This window comes from Marilutibacter chinensis (genome assembly GCF_021725675.1).
In the GTDB taxonomy this organism is placed as follows: domain Bacteria; phylum Pseudomonadota; class Gammaproteobacteria; order Xanthomonadales; family Xanthomonadaceae; genus Marilutibacter; species Marilutibacter chinensis.
The window spans coordinates 152330-170685 of sequence record NZ_JAKJPO010000008.1 but is presented as its reverse complement, the minus strand read 5'-3'; the positions used below and the strand labels follow the sequence as shown (position 1 = coordinate 170685).

14 protein-coding genes are annotated in these 18356 nt (G+C 69.8%); 6 read left to right on the top strand and 8 right to left on the bottom strand.

Annotated features, from left to right (window positions below):
* Nucleotides 1-58: 58 nt before the first annotated feature.
* Both L3V18_RS13140 and L3V18_RS13135 read right to left on the bottom strand, forming a co-directional pair.
* Nucleotides 59-733 carry an exopolysaccharide biosynthesis protein gene (locus tag L3V18_RS13140; RefSeq protein ID WP_237055613.1) on the bottom strand — a complete coding sequence of 225 codons (675 nt, stop codon included), beginning with the start codon at nucleotides 731-733 and terminating at the stop codon, nucleotides 59-61.
* Nucleotides 717-2051, bottom strand: coding sequence for a hemolysin family protein (locus L3V18_RS13135; RefSeq protein WP_237055610.1), 1335 nt, complete (start codon nucleotides 2049-2051; stop codon nucleotides 717-719). The genes L3V18_RS13140 and L3V18_RS13135 overlap by 17 nt, the downstream gene beginning before the upstream one ends.
* Nucleotides 2052-2402: 351 nt before the next feature.
* Between L3V18_RS13135 and L3V18_RS13130 the strand changes: the two genes are divergently transcribed.
* Nucleotides 2403-3029 (top strand): DUF47 domain-containing protein, encoded by a 627-nt coding sequence (locus L3V18_RS13130; RefSeq protein WP_237055608.1) that lies wholly within the window; start codon nucleotides 2403-2405, stop codon nucleotides 3027-3029.
* Nucleotides 3030-3191: 162 nt separating this feature from the next.
* Complete coding sequence (locus tag L3V18_RS13125) at nucleotides 3192-4319, top strand: inorganic phosphate transporter (RefSeq protein WP_237055606.1); 1128 nt, start codon at nucleotides 3192-3194, stop codon at nucleotides 4317-4319.
* Between the two features lie 93 nt (nucleotides 4320-4412).
* On the opposite strand, the gene L3V18_RS13120 is transcribed toward L3V18_RS13125, so the two are convergent.
* Nucleotides 4413-4823, bottom strand: coding sequence for a hypothetical protein (locus tag L3V18_RS13120; protein ID WP_237055604.1), 411 nt, complete (start codon nucleotides 4821-4823; stop codon nucleotides 4413-4415).
* A 68-nt stretch (nucleotides 4824-4891) separates the two neighbouring features.
* Here L3V18_RS13120 and L3V18_RS13115 point away from each other — a divergent pair, with 68 nt between their 5' ends.
* Nucleotides 4892-5317: an MGMT family protein gene (locus L3V18_RS13115; protein WP_425493529.1), complete on the top strand. Its 426-nt coding sequence runs from the start codon at nucleotides 4892-4894 to the stop codon at nucleotides 5315-5317.
* Between the two features lie 97 nt (nucleotides 5318-5414).
* Complete coding sequence (locus L3V18_RS13110) at nucleotides 5415-6074, top strand: rhomboid family intramembrane serine protease (RefSeq protein WP_237055601.1); 660 nt, start codon at nucleotides 5415-5417, stop codon at nucleotides 6072-6074.
* 151 nt (nucleotides 6075-6225) lie between these two features.
* Here the strand turns inward: L3V18_RS13110 and L3V18_RS13105 are convergent, their stop codons facing one another.
* The 3 genes from L3V18_RS13105 to L3V18_RS13095 form a co-directional block, all read right to left on the bottom strand.
* Nucleotides 6226-8244, bottom strand: a complete 2019-nt coding sequence (locus L3V18_RS13105) for a M13 family metallopeptidase (protein WP_237055599.1) — start codon at nucleotides 8242-8244, stop codon at nucleotides 6226-6228.
* A 217-nt stretch (nucleotides 8245-8461) separates the two neighbouring features.
* Nucleotides 8462-10561, bottom strand: a complete 2100-nt coding sequence (locus L3V18_RS13100; protein ID WP_237055597.1) for a M13 family metallopeptidase — start codon at nucleotides 10559-10561, stop codon at nucleotides 8462-8464.
* A gap of 141 nt (nucleotides 10562-10702) precedes the next feature.
* A complete protein-coding gene (locus tag L3V18_RS13095; protein WP_237055595.1) occupies nucleotides 10703-12100 on the bottom strand; it encodes an MBL fold metallo-hydrolase in 1398 nt (465 codons plus the stop codon).
* Nucleotides 12101-12159: 59 nt separating this feature from the next.
* Between L3V18_RS13095 and L3V18_RS13090 the strand changes: the two genes are divergently transcribed.
* Together L3V18_RS13090 and L3V18_RS13085 are read left to right on the top strand one after the other, a co-directional pair.
* Nucleotides 12160-13140, top strand: coding sequence for an aspartyl/asparaginyl beta-hydroxylase domain-containing protein (locus tag L3V18_RS13090; RefSeq protein ID WP_237055593.1), 981 nt, complete (start codon nucleotides 12160-12162; stop codon nucleotides 13138-13140).
* 340 nt (nucleotides 13141-13480) lie between these two features.
* Nucleotides 13481-14800 (top strand): DEAD/DEAH box helicase, encoded by a 1320-nt coding sequence (locus L3V18_RS13085; protein WP_237055591.1) that lies wholly within the window; start codon nucleotides 13481-13483, stop codon nucleotides 14798-14800.
* A gap of 43 nt (nucleotides 14801-14843) precedes the next feature.
* Here the strand turns inward: L3V18_RS13085 and L3V18_RS13080 are convergent, their stop codons facing one another.
* Nucleotides 14844-16466, bottom strand: a complete 1623-nt coding sequence (locus L3V18_RS13080) for a CHASE2 domain-containing protein (RefSeq protein ID WP_237055589.1) — start codon at nucleotides 16464-16466, stop codon at nucleotides 14844-14846.
* On the bottom strand, nucleotides 16463-18046 hold the full coding sequence (locus tag L3V18_RS13075) for a FecR family protein (protein ID WP_237055587.1): 1584 nt from the start codon (nucleotides 18044-18046) through the stop codon (nucleotides 16463-16465). The genes L3V18_RS13080 and L3V18_RS13075 overlap by 4 nt, the downstream gene beginning before the upstream one ends.
* Nucleotides 18047-18356: the final 310 nt, after the last annotated feature.

The window sequence follows — 18356 nt, the reverse complement described above, 5'->3', positions numbered from 1 at the left end:
GCGCACGGTTCGCGGATGCCGGTCCAGGGAGGAAGACCGCGGCCGCGACGGCCGTTCGTCACTCCGTTGCGGCGCCGACGCCCAGCATTTGCAGGCCCTCGGCGGCCATCGCCGCCAGACTGCCCGAAAGCACACCGAATACCGCCACCGCCGTGATCCCGGCCAGCCAGGCGACGCCCATCAGGTAACCGTCGCGTTCCAGCAGGGCCAGCGCGAACATCAGCAGCAGCACCCCGAACAGGTAGTTGGTGAACGGGATCGGCAGCGACAGCAGCAGGCCGAGCAGCATCACCAGCACGCCGGTGACCGCACTGGCAAGGCGGCGGTCGAGCAGGAAGGCGGCGCGCGGTCGCACCACGCGCTCGAGCCGGGACAGCCACGGCGAGAGCAGGTCGCGGAAGCGCACCATCGAGTGGCGGGTCGGCCCGCGGCGGGCGATGAACGCCGGCAGCCACGGCTTGCGCAGGCCGATCAGCAGCTGCGCACCGATCAGCAGCGCGAGCGGACCGCTGATCGCGCCGCCCACGCCGGGGATCGGGATGAACGCGGGCAGGGTGGCGACGAACAGCAGCATCCCGAACGAGCGCTTGCCCAGCCCGGCGAACACGTCGCCCAGGCGCAGCGGCGCATCGGGGTCGCCGACCGCGAACGCGTCGAGCAGCGCACGGGTGCCGGCTTCCGACAGCGGCCGCGGTCCGTGCGCGTCGTGCGGTGGCTCAGCCGAGCGTTTCATCGCTGTCCGCGTCCAGGTCCGGCAGCGCCTGCAGCAGCAGCTTGTCGATCCGCGGGCCGTCCAGGTCGACGACCTCGATGCGCCAGCCGTCCCAGTCGACGTGCTCGCCGACGTGCGGGATGCGCCCGAAGTGGCTGATGACCATGCCGGCGGCGGTGTGGAAGTCGGGCTCTTCGTCTATCGGCAGGCGGCCGCCGTCGATCAGCTCGCGCAGGTCGTCGAGCGACAGGCTGCCGTCGAGCAGCCAGGTACCGTCCGCGCGCTGGACCACGGGCGCCTCGCTGTCCTCGGCCTCGGTGGCCTGGATGCGGCCGATCACCGCGCCGAGCAGGTCGTTGACGGTGACCAGGCCGGTGACGTCGCCGTATTCGTCGACCACCAGCGCGATCGACTGCTGTTCCTCGCGGAAGATCTCCAGCAGCTTGAACGCGTGGGTCGACTCGGACACGAACAGCGCTTCGCGCAGGCGCTCGAACAGCCGCGGCGGGCCGGGCTGCTGCAGCGACTCGAACAGCGACTTGGTCTCCAGGATGCCCAGCACCTCGCGGTCGTCGCCGCGGTAGACCGGGTAGCGCGAGAACGGCGTCTCGCGCATCCGCTCGAGATTCTCGGCGACCGGCGCTTCCGCATCCAGCCAGGCGATGCGGGTGCGCGGCGTCATCAGGCTCTCGGCAGTGCGATCGCCGAGGCTGAGCACGCGATAGACCATCTTGCGTTCGTCGGCGTCGATCACGCCCTGCTCGTGGCTCTCGCTGACCAGCAGCCGGATTTCCTCTTCGCTGATCGCGGTGCGGGCGTCGTCGCGGATACCGAACAGCCGCAGCACGCCACGGTTGATCGTGCCGAGCAGGGCCACCACCGGTCGGGCGAAGCGTGACAAGGCATCGAGCGGAATCGCGACCGTGCTGGCGATCCCTTCGGGATTGGTCAGGGCCAGCCGCTTGGGCACCAGCTCGCCGAAGATCACCGTGCCGGCGGTGATCAGTCCGACCGCGGTGCCGATGCCGATGGTCCGCGCATATTCGGCCGCACCCGGCCACACTCCCTGCAGCCAGCCGGCGATCAGCAGGCCGATGCCCTCGCCGCCGAACAGGCCGGTGAGGACGCCGATCAGGGTGATGCCGACCTGCACCGTCGACAGCAGGTTGTCCGGGTGCTCGGCCAGCGCCAGCGCGACCCGCGCTCCGCGCTGACCACGGCCGGGCGTTTCGGCCATCTGCTTCAGGCGCAGCTTGCGCGAGGTCACCAGCGCCATCTCCGACATCGCGAAGAAGCCGTTCAACGCGATCAGGGCCAGGACGATCGTCAGCTCCAGCATGGCGGTCCCCCCCGGGTCGTGGAGCGGGCGGCCGGCAGGGGCCGCCAAGGGCGGGGGGCGTGGCTACTGGAAGGTTCCGGGTCGTCGTCCATTTCTGAAAGTCTGGAGCCGATAGGGCCCACCGATATTAACAGGCCCGCAATCGTGGGCCCGCCAGACGCCACGGCCGCCGGAGGAAGGCGGGGCGGCGGCCCAGCGGGCGTCGGGACTGCGGTCCGGTCACAAAACGGTCATAATTCCGCCCGCGAGTTCCGCCTGCGAGCACGGACAGGACCGCAGGCCTTCATGTGCCCCTTCTTTCCCATCCTTCGCCCTGGCCCGCCAGGGTCGCGACCAGAGGCGTTTTGACGCATGTTTTCCCTGCAGACCATCTTCGGCCAAGGCAACCAGTTCTACTCCCTGCTCGAGGAGGCCGCGCTGGCCGCCCACGACAGCGCCAAGGCCCTGCACGCGATGCTGAAGGAAGCCGACCGGCAGCCGGCGCTGGACGCCTTCAAGCTGGCCCGCCAGCGCGAGCGCGACGTCTCGATCCAGCTGAGCCAGGAGCTGGTCGACAGCTTCATCACGCCGATCGAGCGCGAGGACATCGAGGCGCTGGCCTCGGCCCTGCACAAGATCCCGAAACAGGTCGAGAAGTTCGCCGACCGCTATGCGCTGGCGACCCAGCATCTTGAGCACATCGACTTCGCGCCGCGCGCGGCCATGCTCGAACAGGCCGCATCGGTGGTGGTGAAGATGGTCCGCCAGTTGCGCAACCTGAAGCTGGAGCCGATGAAGGCGCTCAGCGACGAGCTGCGCGCGCTGGAGAACGATGCCGACCGGCTGATGCTGGAGCTGTACCGCGACATCTACTCCGGCAGGCTCGACCACCTGCAGATGTTCCTGCTCAAGGAGTTCTTCGAGATCCTGGAGAAGGCCATCGACCGCTGCCGCGAAGCCGGGGTCGTCGCCTACCAGATCGTGCTGAAGAACTCCTGACGGGCCGCCGCATATGTGTGCGTTCTTCGGCTTTGAATGCGCGGCCGCCCGCGGCGTCGCCATCCCGGCATGTGCCGGCCATCCGTCCCACGCGCGTCACGACCGGGCGCCGGAAGGCGCGCCGGCGTGTTCCGCCGCCCGTCGTGACCGGGGGAGGCCGTGATGCTGGTCCTGGTACTGGTGGTCGTGCTCGCGGCACTGATCTTCGAATACATCAACGGCTTCCACGACACCGCCAACTCGATCGCCACCGTGGTCGCGACCAAGGTGCTGTCGCCGATGCAGGCGGTCGGCATGGCGGCGTTGATGAACCTGATCGGCGCGCTGCTGGGCACCGCGGTCGCCAAGACGATCGCTTCGGGCCTGATCGACGTCGGCGTGGTCGAGGTCGGGTCGCAGATGATCCTGTGCGCACTGCTTGGCGGCATCGTCTGGAACCTGATCACCTGGTGGCTGGGACTGCCGTCCTCGTCCTCGCATGCGCTGATCGGCGGCCTGTGCGGCGCTGCGCTGGCGGCGGCGTCGAACAACATCGATGCGATCATCTGGTCCGAGCCGAAGGAGCCGCTCTACCGCAGCGCCGGCGTGCTGTGGAAGGTGATCGTGCCGATGGTGACCTCGCCGGTGCTGGGCTTCGTCGCCGGTTTCCTGGTGATGGGACTGCTGTTCTTCGTGATCTCGATGATGGCGCGCAGCGGCGGCTGGCTGGCCCGCATCGCCCGCCCGCGCTGGGTCAACAGCCTGTTCGGCAAGGCGCAGCTGGTCAGCGCCGCCGGGATGGGGCTGGCGCACGGCATGAACGACGCGCAGAAGACGATGGGCATCATCGCGCTGACGCTGTTCAGTGCGCAGTCGGCGGGCACCCTCGACGACCTGCCGGCCTGGCTGGCCTTCCTGCATCCATCCGACGAGGCGATGGCCAGCCAGGGCATCGACCTGTGGATCAAGATCACCTGCGCGCTGGTGATGGCGGCGGGCACCGCGGCCGGCGGCTGGCGGATCATCAAGACCCTGGGTCACAAACTGGTCAAGTTGCACCCGATCCACGGCTTCGCCGCCGAGACCAGTGCGTCGGCGGTGATCTTCGCCGCCTCCTGGCTCGGCATCCCGGTCTCGACGACCCACAACATCTCGTCGGCGATCATGGGTGTGGGCACGGCCAAGCGCTTCAACGCGATCAAGTGGACCGTGGTCGAGAAGATGATCTGGGCGTGGATCCTGACCATTCCCGCGGCCGGCGGAATCGCCTACCTGTTCTTCGAGCTGATGCGGGCGATGGGCTGGACCTGAGGGCAGGGACAGGCGTCAGGCGCAGCCCGGGCAGGTTCCCGGCCCGGCTGCCTCATCCCGGGCGCGCTGCGCTTGCCCGGGCCGCGGGGCCGGTCAGTACAGGTCGCCGCCCGCCGACAGGGTCCGCTCCATGCGGTCGCCGACGCCGCCGATCTCGAGGATCAGGCGGTCGATCTCGGCCGCGTCCAGTCCCTCGTAGGGACGGTTCTCGCACAGTTGCAGGTGCGGCACGCCGTCGAGCTCGCCGATCGCGAGATAGCCGACCCGGCTCTGCCAGTTGAAGACCAGCGCACGACGCATGTCGAGCCCGGTGATCGGAGCGACCGCGGTGCTGACCCGCAGGTACGGGCGGCCGTCGTCGTCGTCGAGTTCGGACAGGAAGATCGCCTGGTGCCGGCGGCCCTGCTCCAGCGACAGCTCGATGCAGACCACGTCGACGTCGTGCTCGGTCAGGTTGTAGCCGGCCGCTTTCAGGTGGCGGTTGATGGATTCGAAATTGCGCACGTAGCTGCTCCCTTCGCGGTCAGGGCCGTATGCTACCGCTTCATTGGTGATCCGGTCCTGCCGGTCGGATGGAAACGTGCCGGAAGCCGTGCGGTCGCGGCGGCGCGCACGAGCCGGACACGGCGGCAGTGCGTGGGCATGGGAGGGAGGTTCCATCGATGGACAGCGACGACGCGGCCCGACGCATCCGGGCGGCGATCCTGGCGATACCGCGAGGCGAGGTCGCCGGCTATGGCGAGGTCGCGCGCCGCGCCGGGCTGCCCGGCCGGGCCCGGCTGGTCGCGCGGATGCTCAGCCACAACGACGATCCGCGCCTGCCCTGGCACCGGGTGCTGCGCTCGGATGGGCGGATCGCATTGCCCGAGGGGTCGGACGGCTACCTGGAGCAGTGCCAGCGGCTGAGGGCCGAGGGCGTGCGGGTCGTCAACGGCCGTGTCGCCGGCGTGAAGGCGCGGGCGACGGTCGACGAGCAGGTCTGGGGGCCGCCGGACTAACCGGCGCAATCCGCCCGGACCGGGAGGCGGCGGCGCGCCGTCGACAGCGGGTGCGCGGCGTTGCCGTTACCATGTGCGCTCTTGCCCCGGAGCCGCGATGTTTTCCAACCTTCCCCCGATCACCAAGGCGCTGCTGATCGCCAACGGCGCGGTGTTCCTGCTCCAGTACGCACTCGGCGATCAGGTGTTCGCCACGTTCATGCTCTGGCCGCCCGGCAGCGACGGCGCGTTCGGTGTCGGCGGCTTCATGCCGTGGCAGGTGCTGACCTACGGCTTCATGCACGGGAACATGCCGCACCTGTTCTTCAACATGCTCGCGCTGTTGATGTTCGGCGCGCCGCTGGAACACGTCTGGGGCAACAAGCGGTTCCTGAACTACTACCTGGTCTGCATCGTCGGCGCCGCGGTCTGCCAGATCGGCGTCGGCATCTGGGCGATGTCCAGTGGCCAGCCGCCGTATCCGACGGTGGGCGCTTCCGGCGGCGTGTTCGGCCTGTTGCTGGCCTACGGCATGCTGTTTCCGCATCAGCGGGTGATGTTGCTGATCCCACCGATCCCGATGAAGGCGCGCACCCTGGTGATCGTCTACGGCCTGATCGAGCTGTTGCTCGGCGTGACCGGCCGGCAGCCCGGGGTGGCCCATTTCGCCCACCTGGGCGGAATGCTGTTCGGCTGGTTGATGATCCGCTACTGGCGCGGTCAGCCGCCGTTCGGTGGTGGCGGCCGCAAGCCGCCCGGGCCGCGCCGGATCCACTGAGCCGGGATCGCGGAAGCCGCGATCGGGCCCCCTTCGGAGTCTCATCCAGACCTGCCGCCGTCCCTGCGGTACGTCCCCGGGTCGAGAGACCGCCAACGAGAAACGGCGCGGGAAACCGCGCCGTTTTCGTGTCCATCGATGACGATGCCGCTCAGGGCAGGATCGTGATCCTATCGTCGGGCTTGTGGCGCATCACCGCGCCGACCCGGCAGCCGTAGGTCGCGCCGAAGGCATCCAGGTTCGACAGCGGACCGTTGGTCCGCCATTGGCCGGGTGCGTGCACGCTGGTCGAGGCCAGCTGGGTCGCCGCCTCGGCGCTGAGCTGCTGCGGCCACAGCGAGGCCCAGGCGGTGAAGAAGGACTGCCTGGTCTCCTTGTCCGCGTCCGGCTCGGCCGTGCTGAAGGTCGCCCATGCCAGTTCCATGCCGGCGATGTCGGCGATGTTCTCGTCCACCGTCTGCTGGCCGTTGACCTTCACCCCTTCCAGTGCCGGGTAGGGCAGGGCCGAGTACTGCGCGGCGACGCGGTTGGCCAGCGCCTGCCAGCCGGCGTTCTCGCTGGCGGTCCACCAGTCGCGGACCTCGAGCTTGTCGTCGATCAGGCGGCCGCGGTTGTCGAAGGCGTGGCTGAGTTCGTGACCGACCAGGGCGCCGAACGAGCCGTGCAGCCAGGCCGAGTCCTTGCCCAGGTCGAACACCGGCGGCTGCAGCATCGCGGCGGTGATGATCAGGCGGTTCTGGGCGATGTCGTAGGCCAGCGCCGGCGTCTGCGGCAGCACGTCCCAGCGGCGGCTGCCGGTGCCGCGGCCGATGCGGCGCATCTCCGAGCCGTGGCGCCAGGTCGATGCGATCAGCATGTTGCCGCCGAAGCTGCCGCGGCCCATCGGCTGCACGGTGTAGTCGAGGTCGCGCCGGGGCGTGCCGACCTCGACCTTCAGGTTGTCCAGCTTGGCCATTGCGACCGCCTTGGCTTCGGCGCTGAAGCGGGTGTTGCGCTCCATCGCGGCGCGCAGGGAAGCCTTGACCTGTCCGACGACCTGTTCGGCGCGGGCCTGGTTGGCCGCGGTCAGGTAGCGGGCCGCGTACTGGCGGCCGAGCATCGGGCCGGCCGCCAGATTGATCGCGTCGAGCACCTGCTGCTGGCGCGGCAGCGGTGCGCTGCGGCCCTCCAGCACGCGGCCGCGGAAATCGAAGCTGGCGTCGCGGAAGGCCTTGGACAGGTACGGCGCCATCGCGTCTCCGACGCGCCACTGCAGATAGGTCTTCCACTGCGCCGGCTTGAGATCGTCGACCAGCGTGTCCAGGGTGGCGAACAGGGCCGGGTTGGCGATCGAGACGGTGTCGTCCTCGACGCCCTGCGCCTTGAGGAACTCCTCGAGCCTGAGGTAGCGGTACTGCTTGTCCAGACCCGCCACCGCGACCGGGGCGTAGTTGTTGCGCGGGTCGCGCAGGTCCGGCAGCGGCCGCGACGCGCTGGCGATGCGGGTCTCCAGGTCGAGGACCTGCGTGGCCTCGGCCTGGAGCTTGTCGGCCGGGGTGCCGGTCAGCGCGAGGATCTGCTCGACATACTTGCCGTATTGGCTGCGCACGGTCTGCGCGTCGGCGTCGTTGCGGGTGTAGTAGGCCGGGTCGGGCAGGCCGGTGCCGCCCTGGCTGAAGTAGCCGATGTGGCGGTCGAGATCGGACAGGTCGGCGTCGGGGCTGAAGTTGAACGCCACCGGGATGCCGACCTGGTGAAGCGCGGCGATCGCCGGCGCGATGTCCTTGTCGCGGCGGATCGAGTTGATGCGGTCGAGCAGGGGCGCGATCGGATTGGAGCCGTCGCGCTCGACCGCCGCTTCGTCCAGACCGCTGGCCCAGAAGTCGCCGAGCAGCTTCTGGACATTGTCCTGCGGCGCCTGCATTGCCGCCTGCAGCAGGTCGATCTGCTGCTGGCGCGCGCGCCCGGCCAGCTCGCCCATCGCCGAGACCGAACCCGCGCCGGTCGACAGCGGATGGGCCTCCAGCCAGTCGGCATTGGCGTTGCCGTAGAAATCGGCGCAGGCGACCGGCGGCTTGGCCAGCGCCACCGGAGCGGCGACGGCGGCGGTCAGTCCGAACGAGAGCGCACACGCGAGCGGGCGCAGCGAAAACGGGAGAAGCGAAAGGCCAGGGATGCGCTGACGGGACATTGCGGATTCCATCCAGAAGATCGGCGGAGTGTAGCAAGTGCCCATGCCAGGACGGGACGCGCGCCACGGGCGTTGGCGACACCGTGCAGATCGCCACACGGGCGGGGTGACGGCCGTTCCAGCCGGCCGCGGGACGGAACAAAGAAGGCCCGGCATTGTGCCGGGCCTTCTGCAGGACGAGGGCGGGCCCTTCGGGGAAACCCGCCGGCCGTGTCGCTTACCAGATCACGACCTGGTCGTCGCCCTGGCGGACCATCGGCTGGCCCGGCTTGCACTCGAACGCGGCGGCGAAGGCCGGCAGGTTCGACGGAGCCCCGATCGCGCGGAAGTTCGCCGGCGCGTGCGGGTCGGTGGCCAGGCGCACCTTCAGCTCCTCGGGAGTGAAGTTGCGACGCCACACCGTCGCCCAGTTGGCGAAGAAGCGCTGGTCGCGGCTCATGCCGTCGATCATCGGGTCTTCGCTGTCGCCGGCGGCGGCCTTCATCGCGTCGTAGGCGGTGGCCAGGCCGCCGAGGTCGGCGATGTTCTCGCCCAGGGTCAGCTTGCCGTTGACGTGCTCGTCGTCGTTCGCCTTGTAGCCGTCGAACTGCGCGATCAGCTTGTCGGTACGACCGCTGAAGCCCTTGGCGTCGGCATCGGTCCACCAGTTCTCGAAGTTGCCGGTCGGTCCGAAACGGCTGCCCTGGTCGTCGTAGCCGTGGGTCATCTCGTGACCGATCACCGCGCCGATGCCGCCGTAGTTGATCGGGTCGTCGGCCTCCGGATCGAAGAACGGCGGCTGCAGGATCGCGGCCGGGAACACGATCTCGTTCTGCAGCGGGTTGTAGTAGGCGTTGACGGTCTGCGGGCTCATGCCCCACTCGGTCTTGTCGACCGGCTTGCCGACCTTCGACAGCTCCCACTTGTAGTTGAACTCCATCGCGGCGAGCACGTTGCCGATGTAGCTGTCGCGACTGGTCTGCAGGCTGCTCCAGTCGCGCCACTTGTCCGGGTAGCCGATCTTCGGCGTGAAGCTGGCCCACTTCTCCATCGCCTTGGCCTTGGTTTCGTCGCTCATCCAGGCCAGGTTCTCGATGCGCGTCTTGAGCGCATCGCTGAGGTTCTTGACCAGTTCCTGCATCCGCGCCTTGGAGTCGGGGGAGAACGCCACGTCGACGTACAGCTGGCCCAGCGCCTCGCCGGCGCCGTCCTCGATCGTGCCGAGCACGCGCTTGCCGCGCTCCTTCAGCTCCTTCTGGCCGCGCAGGGTCTTGTTGTAGAAGTTGAAGTTCTCCTCGACGAAGGCGTCGGACAGGTACGGCGATGCGCCGTCGACGGCATGGAAGCGCAGGTAGCTGCGCCACTGCGCTGCCGGCACGTCGGCGAGCATGCGGCTGACCTCTTCGTGGAAGGCCGGTACCGCCAGCGAGAATTTCTCCGGCGCCTGCAGGCCCTGCGACTCGAAGAAGCGGGTCCACGGGAAGTTCGGTGCCAGCTTGTCGGCCTCGGCCGGCGACACCGCGTTGTAGTACAGCGAGACGTCGCGCGACATCTCCTCCTGCGACTTCGACACCGAGGCCAGGCGCTTCTCGAACGCGACCACGTCGGCGGCCTGGGCGGCGGCATCCGCGGCGGGCACGCCCGACAGCTCCAGCACCTTGGCCACGTGCTCCTGGTACTTCTGCAGCTTGTCGGCCTTGTCGGCGTCCTCGTAGTAGCTCTTGTCCGGCAGGCCCAGGCCGCCCTGGAAGGCGTAGGCGATGTTCATCGACGAGTCCTTGAAGTCGGCCTCGGGGCCGAAGCCGAACACGTAGAACTGGCCCTTGGCCGCGCTGCTGCGCAGGAACTCGGCGACCTTCTCCTGGCTGTCGAGCGCGTCGATCTCGGTCAGGGTCGCGCTGATCGGCTCGATGCCCTGGGCGTTGATCTTGTCCGCGTCCATGCCGGTGGCCCAGAAGTCGCCGACGATCTTCTCGACGCCGGTCGCGCCGGTGTCCCGGGCGGCCTGCTCGGCGATCTGGCGCTGTACCGCCAGCGAACGCTCGGCCAGCATCTCGAACGCGCCCCACGAGGTGCGGTCGCCCGGAATCTCGTTGGCGGCCAGCCACTTGCCGTTGACGTAGCCGCCGAAATCGGTGCAGGCGTCCTTGCTGGTGTCGAGGTCGCTGGCAAGGAAGCGGTTGACCGGCGGCAGCTTGCTCTCGTCGAGGGTGATGCCCTGGTCCTGATCCGCCGCGGCGTCGGTGGAAACGGCCGGCGAGTCGGTCTTGCCGCAGGCCGAGACGGCTGCGGCAATGGCGAGGGACAGAAGCAGGACTTTGGGGGTGTTGAGGGTCACGGTGTACTCCGACCTTGCGAATATGGGAAAGCCGTGCCGAACCGGAATGGCGGCGGGCACATCGCTCCCACCATAGCTCCGTGCCGGCGCGGGCCATAGGTGTCGAAGGTCATGGGCGGCGCCGGGCGCCGGGACGGGGCCCTACAGGGCGATGCTGTCGCCGGGGTTCGGGAGATGGGCGGACACGCCGAGGCGCTGGCCCAGCTCGCCCGCGAGGGCCTCGCGGGCACGCTCCTCGCCGTGGACCAGGGCCAGCGACGGGCGGGTGACGCCGGCATCGCCCTCCCGGCCGGCGATCCTGGCGAACCAGTCGATCAGCCCCTGCTGGCCGGCATGCGCCGACAGGCCGCCGACGGTGTGGATCTGCGCATTGACCCGGTAGTCGCGGCCGTGGATGCGGACCCAGCGGGCCCGCTCGACCAGGCGCCGGCCCAGGGTGCCCTCGGCCTGGTAGCCGACGAACATCACGTGCGCCTGGCGATGGCCGAGGTTGTGCTTGAGATGGTGGACGATCCTGCCGGCCGTGGCCATGCCGCTGCCGGCGACGATGATCGCGCCGGAGCGGATCCGGTTGATGGCCATCGACTCGGCGACGGACGCGGTGAAATGCAGGTTCGGCATCCGCAGCGGCGCGATCGGCGCGGCCCAGGTCGCACGCGCACGCGCGTCGAACAGGCCCTGGTGCCGCTGGTAGACCGCCGACACCCGCGCCGCCATCGGGCTGTCGAGAAAGATCCGCCAGCGATCCATCTTCCACTGTTGCCAGTGCCGGGCGAACCAGTACAGCAGCTCCTGGGTTCGGCCCACCGCGAAGGCGGGGATCATCACGTTGCCGCCATCGCGCCACGCCGCTTCCAGGATTTCGCCGATCTCGGCGACGGTGGCGGGACGGTCGCGGTGGTCGCGGTCGCCATAGGTCGACTCCATCAGCACCAGGTCGGCACGCGCGATCGCGGCCGGATCGCGCAGGATCGGCGCGCCGCAGGGGCCGAGATCGCCGGAGTAGACCAGGGTCCGGTCCTCCGCCTGCAGCTCGAGCACGCAGGAGCCGAGGATGTGGCCGGCCTCGCGCAGCGTCAGCACGATGCCCGGCAGGATCTCGCTGGGCGCGTCGTAGTCCAGCGGCCGCAGCCGTTCGAGCGCGGCCTCCACGTCGTCGCGCGAGAACAGCGGAACGGCCTCGGGTTCGTCCCGCCGGCGTCTGCGGTTGTAGCGTTCGGCCTCGCCCTCGGCGATCGCGGCAGCATCCAGCAGCATGATCGGCATCAGGTCGGCGGTCGCGGCCTGCGCGTAGATCGGGCCACGGAAGCCGCGACGGACCAACAGCGGTACCCGGCCGATGTGATCGATGTGCGCGTGACTGAGGACCAGCGCGTCGATCCCGCCGGGCTCGAACGGGAACCGGTCCGCGTTGCGGCGCTCGGCCGCCGGGCTGCCCTGGATCATTCCGCAGTCGAGCAGCAGGCGGTGCCCGGCGGCCTCCACCTCGTGCATGGAGCCGGTGACCTCGCCTGCGGCGCCATGGAAACGTATTTGCATTGGACTCGTCCCGGGAGCGGGCGTACCGGCGCACAGTAGCAGGCCGGAGGCGGGGCGGCATGTCAGACTGTCGACTCGGCTTTCGGTATCCGGACAAGCGGGGGGACACGGTGGCGAGCGGCATCGAGGAGGGCTTCGGCCAGCGCATCGCGGCCGCGACCGACGTCGCGGCGGTGGTGGACGCCTGCCGCTGGCTCGAGGCGGAGGGCCGCGGCCGCGTCGACCCGCAGCGGCTGCGCCAGGCCCTGCCGGCGCTGCTGCATGCCCACCTGGCCCGGATCACCGACCACCCGGCGTTCCGGCTCTGGCTGGATGCTTACTTCGGGCGCCGGCCGGCGGCCTTCCGTTCGCGGCTGCAGCAGCCCGGTTACCTGTATTACCCGGCGCTGGAGCCGCGCGCATGGTTCGACATCGACGTGCTGCCGGAACTGGCTCCGCTGGTGCCGCGGATCCCGGCGGTGCGTGACGAACTGCTCGCTGTTCTCGCCAATGCCGGGGATTTCTCGCCCTATGTCTCCGCCGAGGCGGCGCGCAGCCGGACCTGGGCCGGGCTCGCCGACCGTCCCGACTGGTCGGCACTGCACCTGTTGCGGCGTGGAGAGTGGCACCGCGAGCTGATGGCGCGCCTGCCGCTGACCGACGCCTTCCTGGCCGGGGCGCCGCTCGCGCAATATCCGCCGCACGCGCCGGAATGTTTCGTTTCGCGGCTCAAGCCCGGGGTGGTGCTGCCGCCGCACCATGGCTTGTCGAACATCAAGCTGACCGTCCACCTGCCGGTCGACCTGCCGCCCACGGGGTGCGACATCACCGTGGCCGGCGAAACCCGGATCTGGCGCGACGGCGAGTTCCTTGTCTTCGACGATTCGTTCCTGCACAGCGCGGCCAACCGTTCCGACCGCGACCGCACGGTGATGATCTTCGACGTCTGGCATCCGCATCTGTCGGAGGACGAGCGCGCCGCGCTCGCCCATGCGATCGCGGTGCTGGATGCGGTGCAGTCGGCGATCGCGAGGCTCGCCGGCCCGGCGACTTCGTCCTGAGAGCCTGAACGGGCTCTGATGGCCGCCCGGCCCGGGACGGCCGGTGCTGGCGCCCGGCACGGCGTTAGCGTAGAGTGCGCCGCGTCCAGCGTACGGTGACCGCCCGCAAGGGTACGTTTCCCAGGCAAGTCCGCTGCGCCAGGCCGGCCCCCGCCGGCGACCGCCCGATACGCCGATGCGTCCAGGGAGGACGGGCGCAGCCTCTCATTCCGCACGTCCTTCGTCGCGCTGACACGGTCCGGAACATCCGTGCCGTCACACGATCATTCGCAGCGCGGCTTCAGGGAAGGCTCCGGGTGACCACCGCACGAAGGTGCGGGACGCATTTTTGGAGCATTGCATGTCCTTCGATTCTCTCGGGCTCGCGCCCGCGTTGCTGCGCGCGCTGTCCGAACAGGGCTACACCATGCCGACGCCGATCCAGGCCGAGGCCATTCCGCTGATCCTGGCCGGCCACGACCTGCTGGGCGGCGCCCAGACCGGCACCGGCAAGACCGCGGCATTCAGCCTGCCGCTGCTGCATCGGCTGTCGAAGCAGACGCCGGCCCGGGGCCCGCGCAAGCCGCGCGTGCTGGTGCTGGTGCCCACCCGCGAACTGGCGGTGCAGGTGCACGAGAACCTGCGCGGCTACGGCCGTCACCTGCAGGTCGCCAGCTGCACGATCTTCGGCGGCGTCGGCATGGGACCGCAGGTCGACGCGCTGCGCCGTGGCGTCGACGTGCTGATCGCGACGCCGGGTCGGCTGATCGACCACATGGAGCGCGGCAGCGTGCGCCTGGACGGCATCGAGGTGCTGGTCATGGACGAGGCCGACCGCATGCTCGACATGGGCTTCCTGCCGGCGATCAAGCGCGTCCTCGGCAAGCTGCCGCGGGAGCGGCAGACGCTGTTGTTCTCGGCCACCTTCGAGGCGCAGCTGAAGGCGCTGGCGCTGGAGTTCATGCGCGATCCGAAACAGGTGCAGGTCGCGGCCAACAACACGATCGCCGAGACGATCGCGCACCGCGCCCATCCGGTCGATGCCGAGCGCAAGCGCGAACTGCTGATCGAGATCCTGGCCACTCGCCACACCGACCAGGTGATCGTGTTCGGCCGTACCAAGCATGGCTGCAACCGTCTCGCCGAACAGCTGGAGAAGTCCGGCATCCGCGCGGTCGCGATCCACGGCAACAAGAGCCAGGCGCAACGGCAGAAGGCGCTGAACGCGTTCAAGGGTGCGAAGGCGCGGGTGCTGGTCGCGACCGACGTGGCCGCACGCGGCCTCGACATCCCGAACCTGCCGCTGGTGATCAACTTCGACCTGCCGATGGTGGCCGAGGACTACGTGCACCGGATCGGCCGCACCGGCCGCAACGGCGCGCAGGGCGAGGCGCTGTCGCTGGTCTCGCACGACGAGGGCGGCCTGTTGAGACAGATCCAGCGCGTTCTGAAGAAGGACGTCGAGCTGGTCGACTTTCCGGGGTACGAGCCCGGCCGGTCGCTGCGGCTCGACGTGGCGCTGCCGAACCCGCGCGCGAAGCGCGCTGGCGACGGTCCGCGCAAGCCATCGCATCGCCCGCACGGGAAGCCGGCGCCGCGGCATGCGCATGCCGGGACGGCTCAGGGACGCGGCGAGCGCAACGGACGCAGCCGGCGGCGCGGCGGACAGGGCGCGGGCTGAGGCCGGCGGCCGTGTCCGGGTCGTCCGCCGCAGTCCGCCTGAATCAGGCCGGCGCGTACAGCATGTAGCCGTTCCGGCCGTTCTGCTTGGTGCGGTACAGCGCCTTGTCCGCCTGCTCGAGCATCAGGCGCGGGGTGGTCGCCGCATCGGGAATGCAGGTGCAGATCCCGATGCTGAGGCCGGCCGGGGTCGGTTGTTCGCGCATCGCCGCCAGGATGCCTTCGGCGATCCGGCCGGCGCCGGCGGCGGGGGTGTCCGGCAGGATGAGGGCGAACTCGTCGCCGCCGAAGCGGGCGGCGAGATCACCGCTGCGGCGGGCATGTCGGGCGATGGCGGTGGCGACCCGCATCAGCAGGCGGTCCCCGGCCAGGTGCCCCTCGCTGTCGTTGTAGCGCTTGAAGTGGTCGACATCGATCAGCAGCAGCGACAGCGGCGACTGCGAGCGCCGCGCGGCGGCGATGCGGCGTTCCATCACCGCATCGAAGTGGCGGCGGTTGGCGAGCAGGGTCAGGGTGTCGTGGTGGGCCTGGCGGCGCCAGTGCAACAGGTGGCGGCCCATCCACAGCATGTGGGTCGCCGCGATCACCCCGGCCGCCGCGACCGGCGCGAACCAGACGCTTCCCAGTCTCATCAGCAGCACGCTGGCGAGGAACGACGCGCCGACGCCGGCGACCGTCGCCGACAGCGGCCGCATCACCCCGGGCGACAGCGACAGCAGCGCGCAAGCGAACACGATCAGGCCGACGATCGCCGCCTGCGGCAACGGTGCCAGCGGGATGATCGCGCGCCGGTGCAGCAGCATCTCGATCACGTTGGCCTGGTACTCGACGCCGTTCATCGGCAGCCCCGACATCGGGGTGCGGAAACCCGGCGCGATGCCGGTGGCGGTGACGCCGACCACCACCCAGCGGCCGCGCAGCGCCCCGTCGGGGATCCGGCCTTCCAGCACGTCGAGGTATGACATCTCCGGGAAGGTTCCGGGCGGGCCGGCATAGCGGATCCGGACCCGGTGATCGCGCACCCACCGGTAAGGCGATCCGGCCTGTCCGTCGGGGCGGCGTAGGCCGGGCACCTCATCGTCGGTGATGACGCCATCGAGCCGCAGCAGCGCCAGCGCCAGCGCCGGCCAGCGCGACTCGCCGAGGCCGGCATGCAGGTACAGTTCGCGCGCGGCGCCAGACGGCTCCAGCTCCACGTCGGTGTGCCCCAGTGCCGCGACGCTGGAGGCGATCACCGGGTTCGGCAGTACCTCGATCGGCGGCCCGCTCTGGTTCTGCATGGTCGGAATCACCGGCAACACGACGCGGCCGTTGCGCTGCATCGCCTCGGCCAGCAGCAGGTCGTTGTCGGGGTCGTTGCGGTCGGGCTCGGACAGGATCAGGTCGAACGCGATCCCGCGGACGCCGCTGTCGTCCAGCCGCTCGAGCAGTTGCGCATGCACGCTGCGTGGCCACGGCCATTGGCCGATCACACCGAGACTGCGATCGTCGATCGCGATCATCGCGACGTCGCCGTCGACCGGGTAGCCCCAGCGGGACGCATGCAGGTCGTAGAACAGGTCGTCCGCGCGCTGGGTGACGTCGCCGAGGCTGAGCACGGCCGCGGCTACCGCGGCGGCGCCGGCCAGCGCCCCCCGCCACGTCCACGGCAGCCCGCTACCGCTCACAATGCCAGCAGCAACAGCAAGGTGGTCGCACCGGCGCCGTAGCAGAGGCGGCAGGGGAACCTGGCCTCCTGTGCCGGGCCGAACGGATGGGCGTAGCCGTCATCGTCGATCGCCTGCACCCGGATGTACCAGCGGCCGCCCAGCGGACGGTCGAGCTGGAGCTGCGGGACCTCGATCTCGCGATCGACGAAGGGTTTGGCGAAATCCGCCTTGCGCGCGATCTGGATGCGATAGCGCTGTCCCGGCGGGCCTTCCTGCCAGTGCAGGGTGACCCGGCCGCGGCCGGCCTCCGTTTCCAGGCCGGGGTCGACCGGCCGGTCACTCACCTCGAATGCCAACGCGTCGCCGAACGGTCCCTGGCGACCTGCGGCGTCGCGCGACGCGACCCGCCACCAGTAGCGGCCCGGTGGCAGCTCCCGTTCCGTGCGTCGGCGCGTCTGACCGGTCACCGCGTCGCTCAGCAACGTGTCGAACGAGGGGTCGGTGGCGAGCTGGAACACCGTCTCGGTGGCCTTCTCGGGACGGGTCCACTCGAAGCGCGGGCGCGGGTGGTGCAGCACCGCGTCGCGTCGCGGACCGATCGCGATCGGCGGCGCCGGATCGGCATTGATCGTGAAGCTCCGCATCGCATCGTGGCCCTGCAGGCCGTTGGCATCGACCGCCCGCAGCCGCAGGCGATGTTCGCCGGCGGGCAGGGTGTCGATGCGGAGCTCTGTCGCCGTGGTCAGGGTTTCGAACAGCAGCACGTCCGGTTCGGCCTCGCTGACGACCTCGACCTGATAGGCGGCGGCGTCCTCCGTTCCCGACCAGGCGAGCCGGACCGGAAGCGAGTGCAGGCGGGTCTGCGGGTCGTCGATCACCGGGGCAGGCGGAAGTTCGAGCACGCCTTCGGGGGCGTTGGCACCGGCCAGCGCGCCATGGCCGTGGCGCAACAGTACGTCGCCGGCCTCGCGGCCGACATGGACGAGCCCCTCCAGAACCTCGGTCAGATCCGGCCCTCCGCCGTTGCCGGCACCGACGCGGAAGCGGGTGCCGCGCACGCTGGTGGTCGCCGACGGCGTGTCGATGACGTAGCGCGACGCCGGACCGGTGGCCGGCTTGACGTGGTTGGAGGTACGGCCCTGGATCAGCCGCAGACGGGTGTCGACCATGCCGGTCGCACCGTAGGCGCTGAGCTTGTCAAACTCGACCCGGCTGCCGGCCTGGACCAGCATCCGCGAGCCGTCGGCGAACTCCAGCGTCGCGCTGGCCTGAGGACCGGTCTGCAGCCAGCCGCCGATGCCCAGGCGCATGCCCTCGCTGGCGTCCTGCTCGGGTGTCCGCGGCGACGGTTGCGCACGCACCTCGCCACGTACTGCGACCAGCCGCGCGCGTGCGGGGTCGACCCGCAACCATTCGACCGGTATGTCGAGCCGGGATCCCGGCGGCAGCCGGTAGGGATCGGAGATCGCGTTGTGCATCTGCAGTCTTTGCCAACCGATGTCGGCCCGCAGGTAGCGTGCGCCGAGATCCCACAGGGTGTCGCCGGGGCGGACGCGATAGGTCCAGTCTGCCGCGGTCGCGACGACCGGCAGCAGCATCAGGATCAGGACGAGGAGACAGGTCGATCGGGAAGAAAGGCGACAGCGGCGGCGGCCGGACATTGCCGTCGTGTTGATACAACGCATTGGATCTCCCTGTCTGGCGGTGCTTGTGAAGCCGGCGGCATCGCGTATGCGCGGCAAGTCTGGCGGCAATTTCCGCTACTGGCCGGCTCATCCGTCCCGGGATCGAAAGCCGTCCGGCCAAGACCTCGTTGTGACAATGATCTCAATTATGCCGGTTTTTCCTGACTTATCCCCAGGAAAAGGCCGGACCCGGTCGCCCGGATCCGGCCTGGCCAGTCGCTGT

Coding starts and splice junctions, on each gene's coding strand:
- L3V18_RS13140 (WP_237055613.1), bottom strand. CDS start 733: ATGAAACGCTCGGCTGAGCCACCGCACGACGCGCACGGACCGCGGCCG.
- L3V18_RS13135 (WP_237055610.1), bottom strand. CDS start 2,051: ATGCTGGAGCTGACGATCGTCCTGGCCCTGATCGCGTTGAACGGCTTC.
- L3V18_RS13130 (WP_237055608.1), top strand. CDS start 2,403: ATGTTTTCCCTGCAGACCATCTTCGGCCAAGGCAACCAGTTCTACTCC.
- L3V18_RS13125 (WP_237055606.1), top strand. CDS start 3,192: ATGCTGGTCCTGGTACTGGTGGTCGTGCTCGCGGCACTGATCTTCGAA.
- L3V18_RS13115 (WP_425493529.1), top strand. CDS start 4,892: ATGGAAACGTGCCGGAAGCCGTGCGGTCGCGGCGGCGCGCACGAGCCG.
- L3V18_RS13110 (WP_237055601.1), top strand. CDS start 5,415: ATGTTTTCCAACCTTCCCCCGATCACCAAGGCGCTGCTGATCGCCAAC.
- L3V18_RS13105 (WP_237055599.1), bottom strand. CDS start 8,244: ATGTCCCGTCAGCGCATCCCTGGCCTTTCGCTTCTCCCGTTTTCGCTG.
- L3V18_RS13095 (WP_237055595.1), bottom strand. CDS start 12,100: ATGCAAATACGTTTCCATGGCGCCGCAGGCGAGGTCACCGGCTCCATG.
- L3V18_RS13090 (WP_237055593.1), top strand. CDS start 12,160: ATGTCAGACTGTCGACTCGGCTTTCGGTATCCGGACAAGCGGGGGGAC.
- L3V18_RS13085 (WP_237055591.1), top strand. CDS start 13,481: ATGTCCTTCGATTCTCTCGGGCTCGCGCCCGCGTTGCTGCGCGCGCTG.
- L3V18_RS13075 (WP_237055587.1), bottom strand. CDS start 18,046: ATGCTGCTGCCGGTCGTCGCGACCGCGGCAGACTGGACCTATCGCGTC.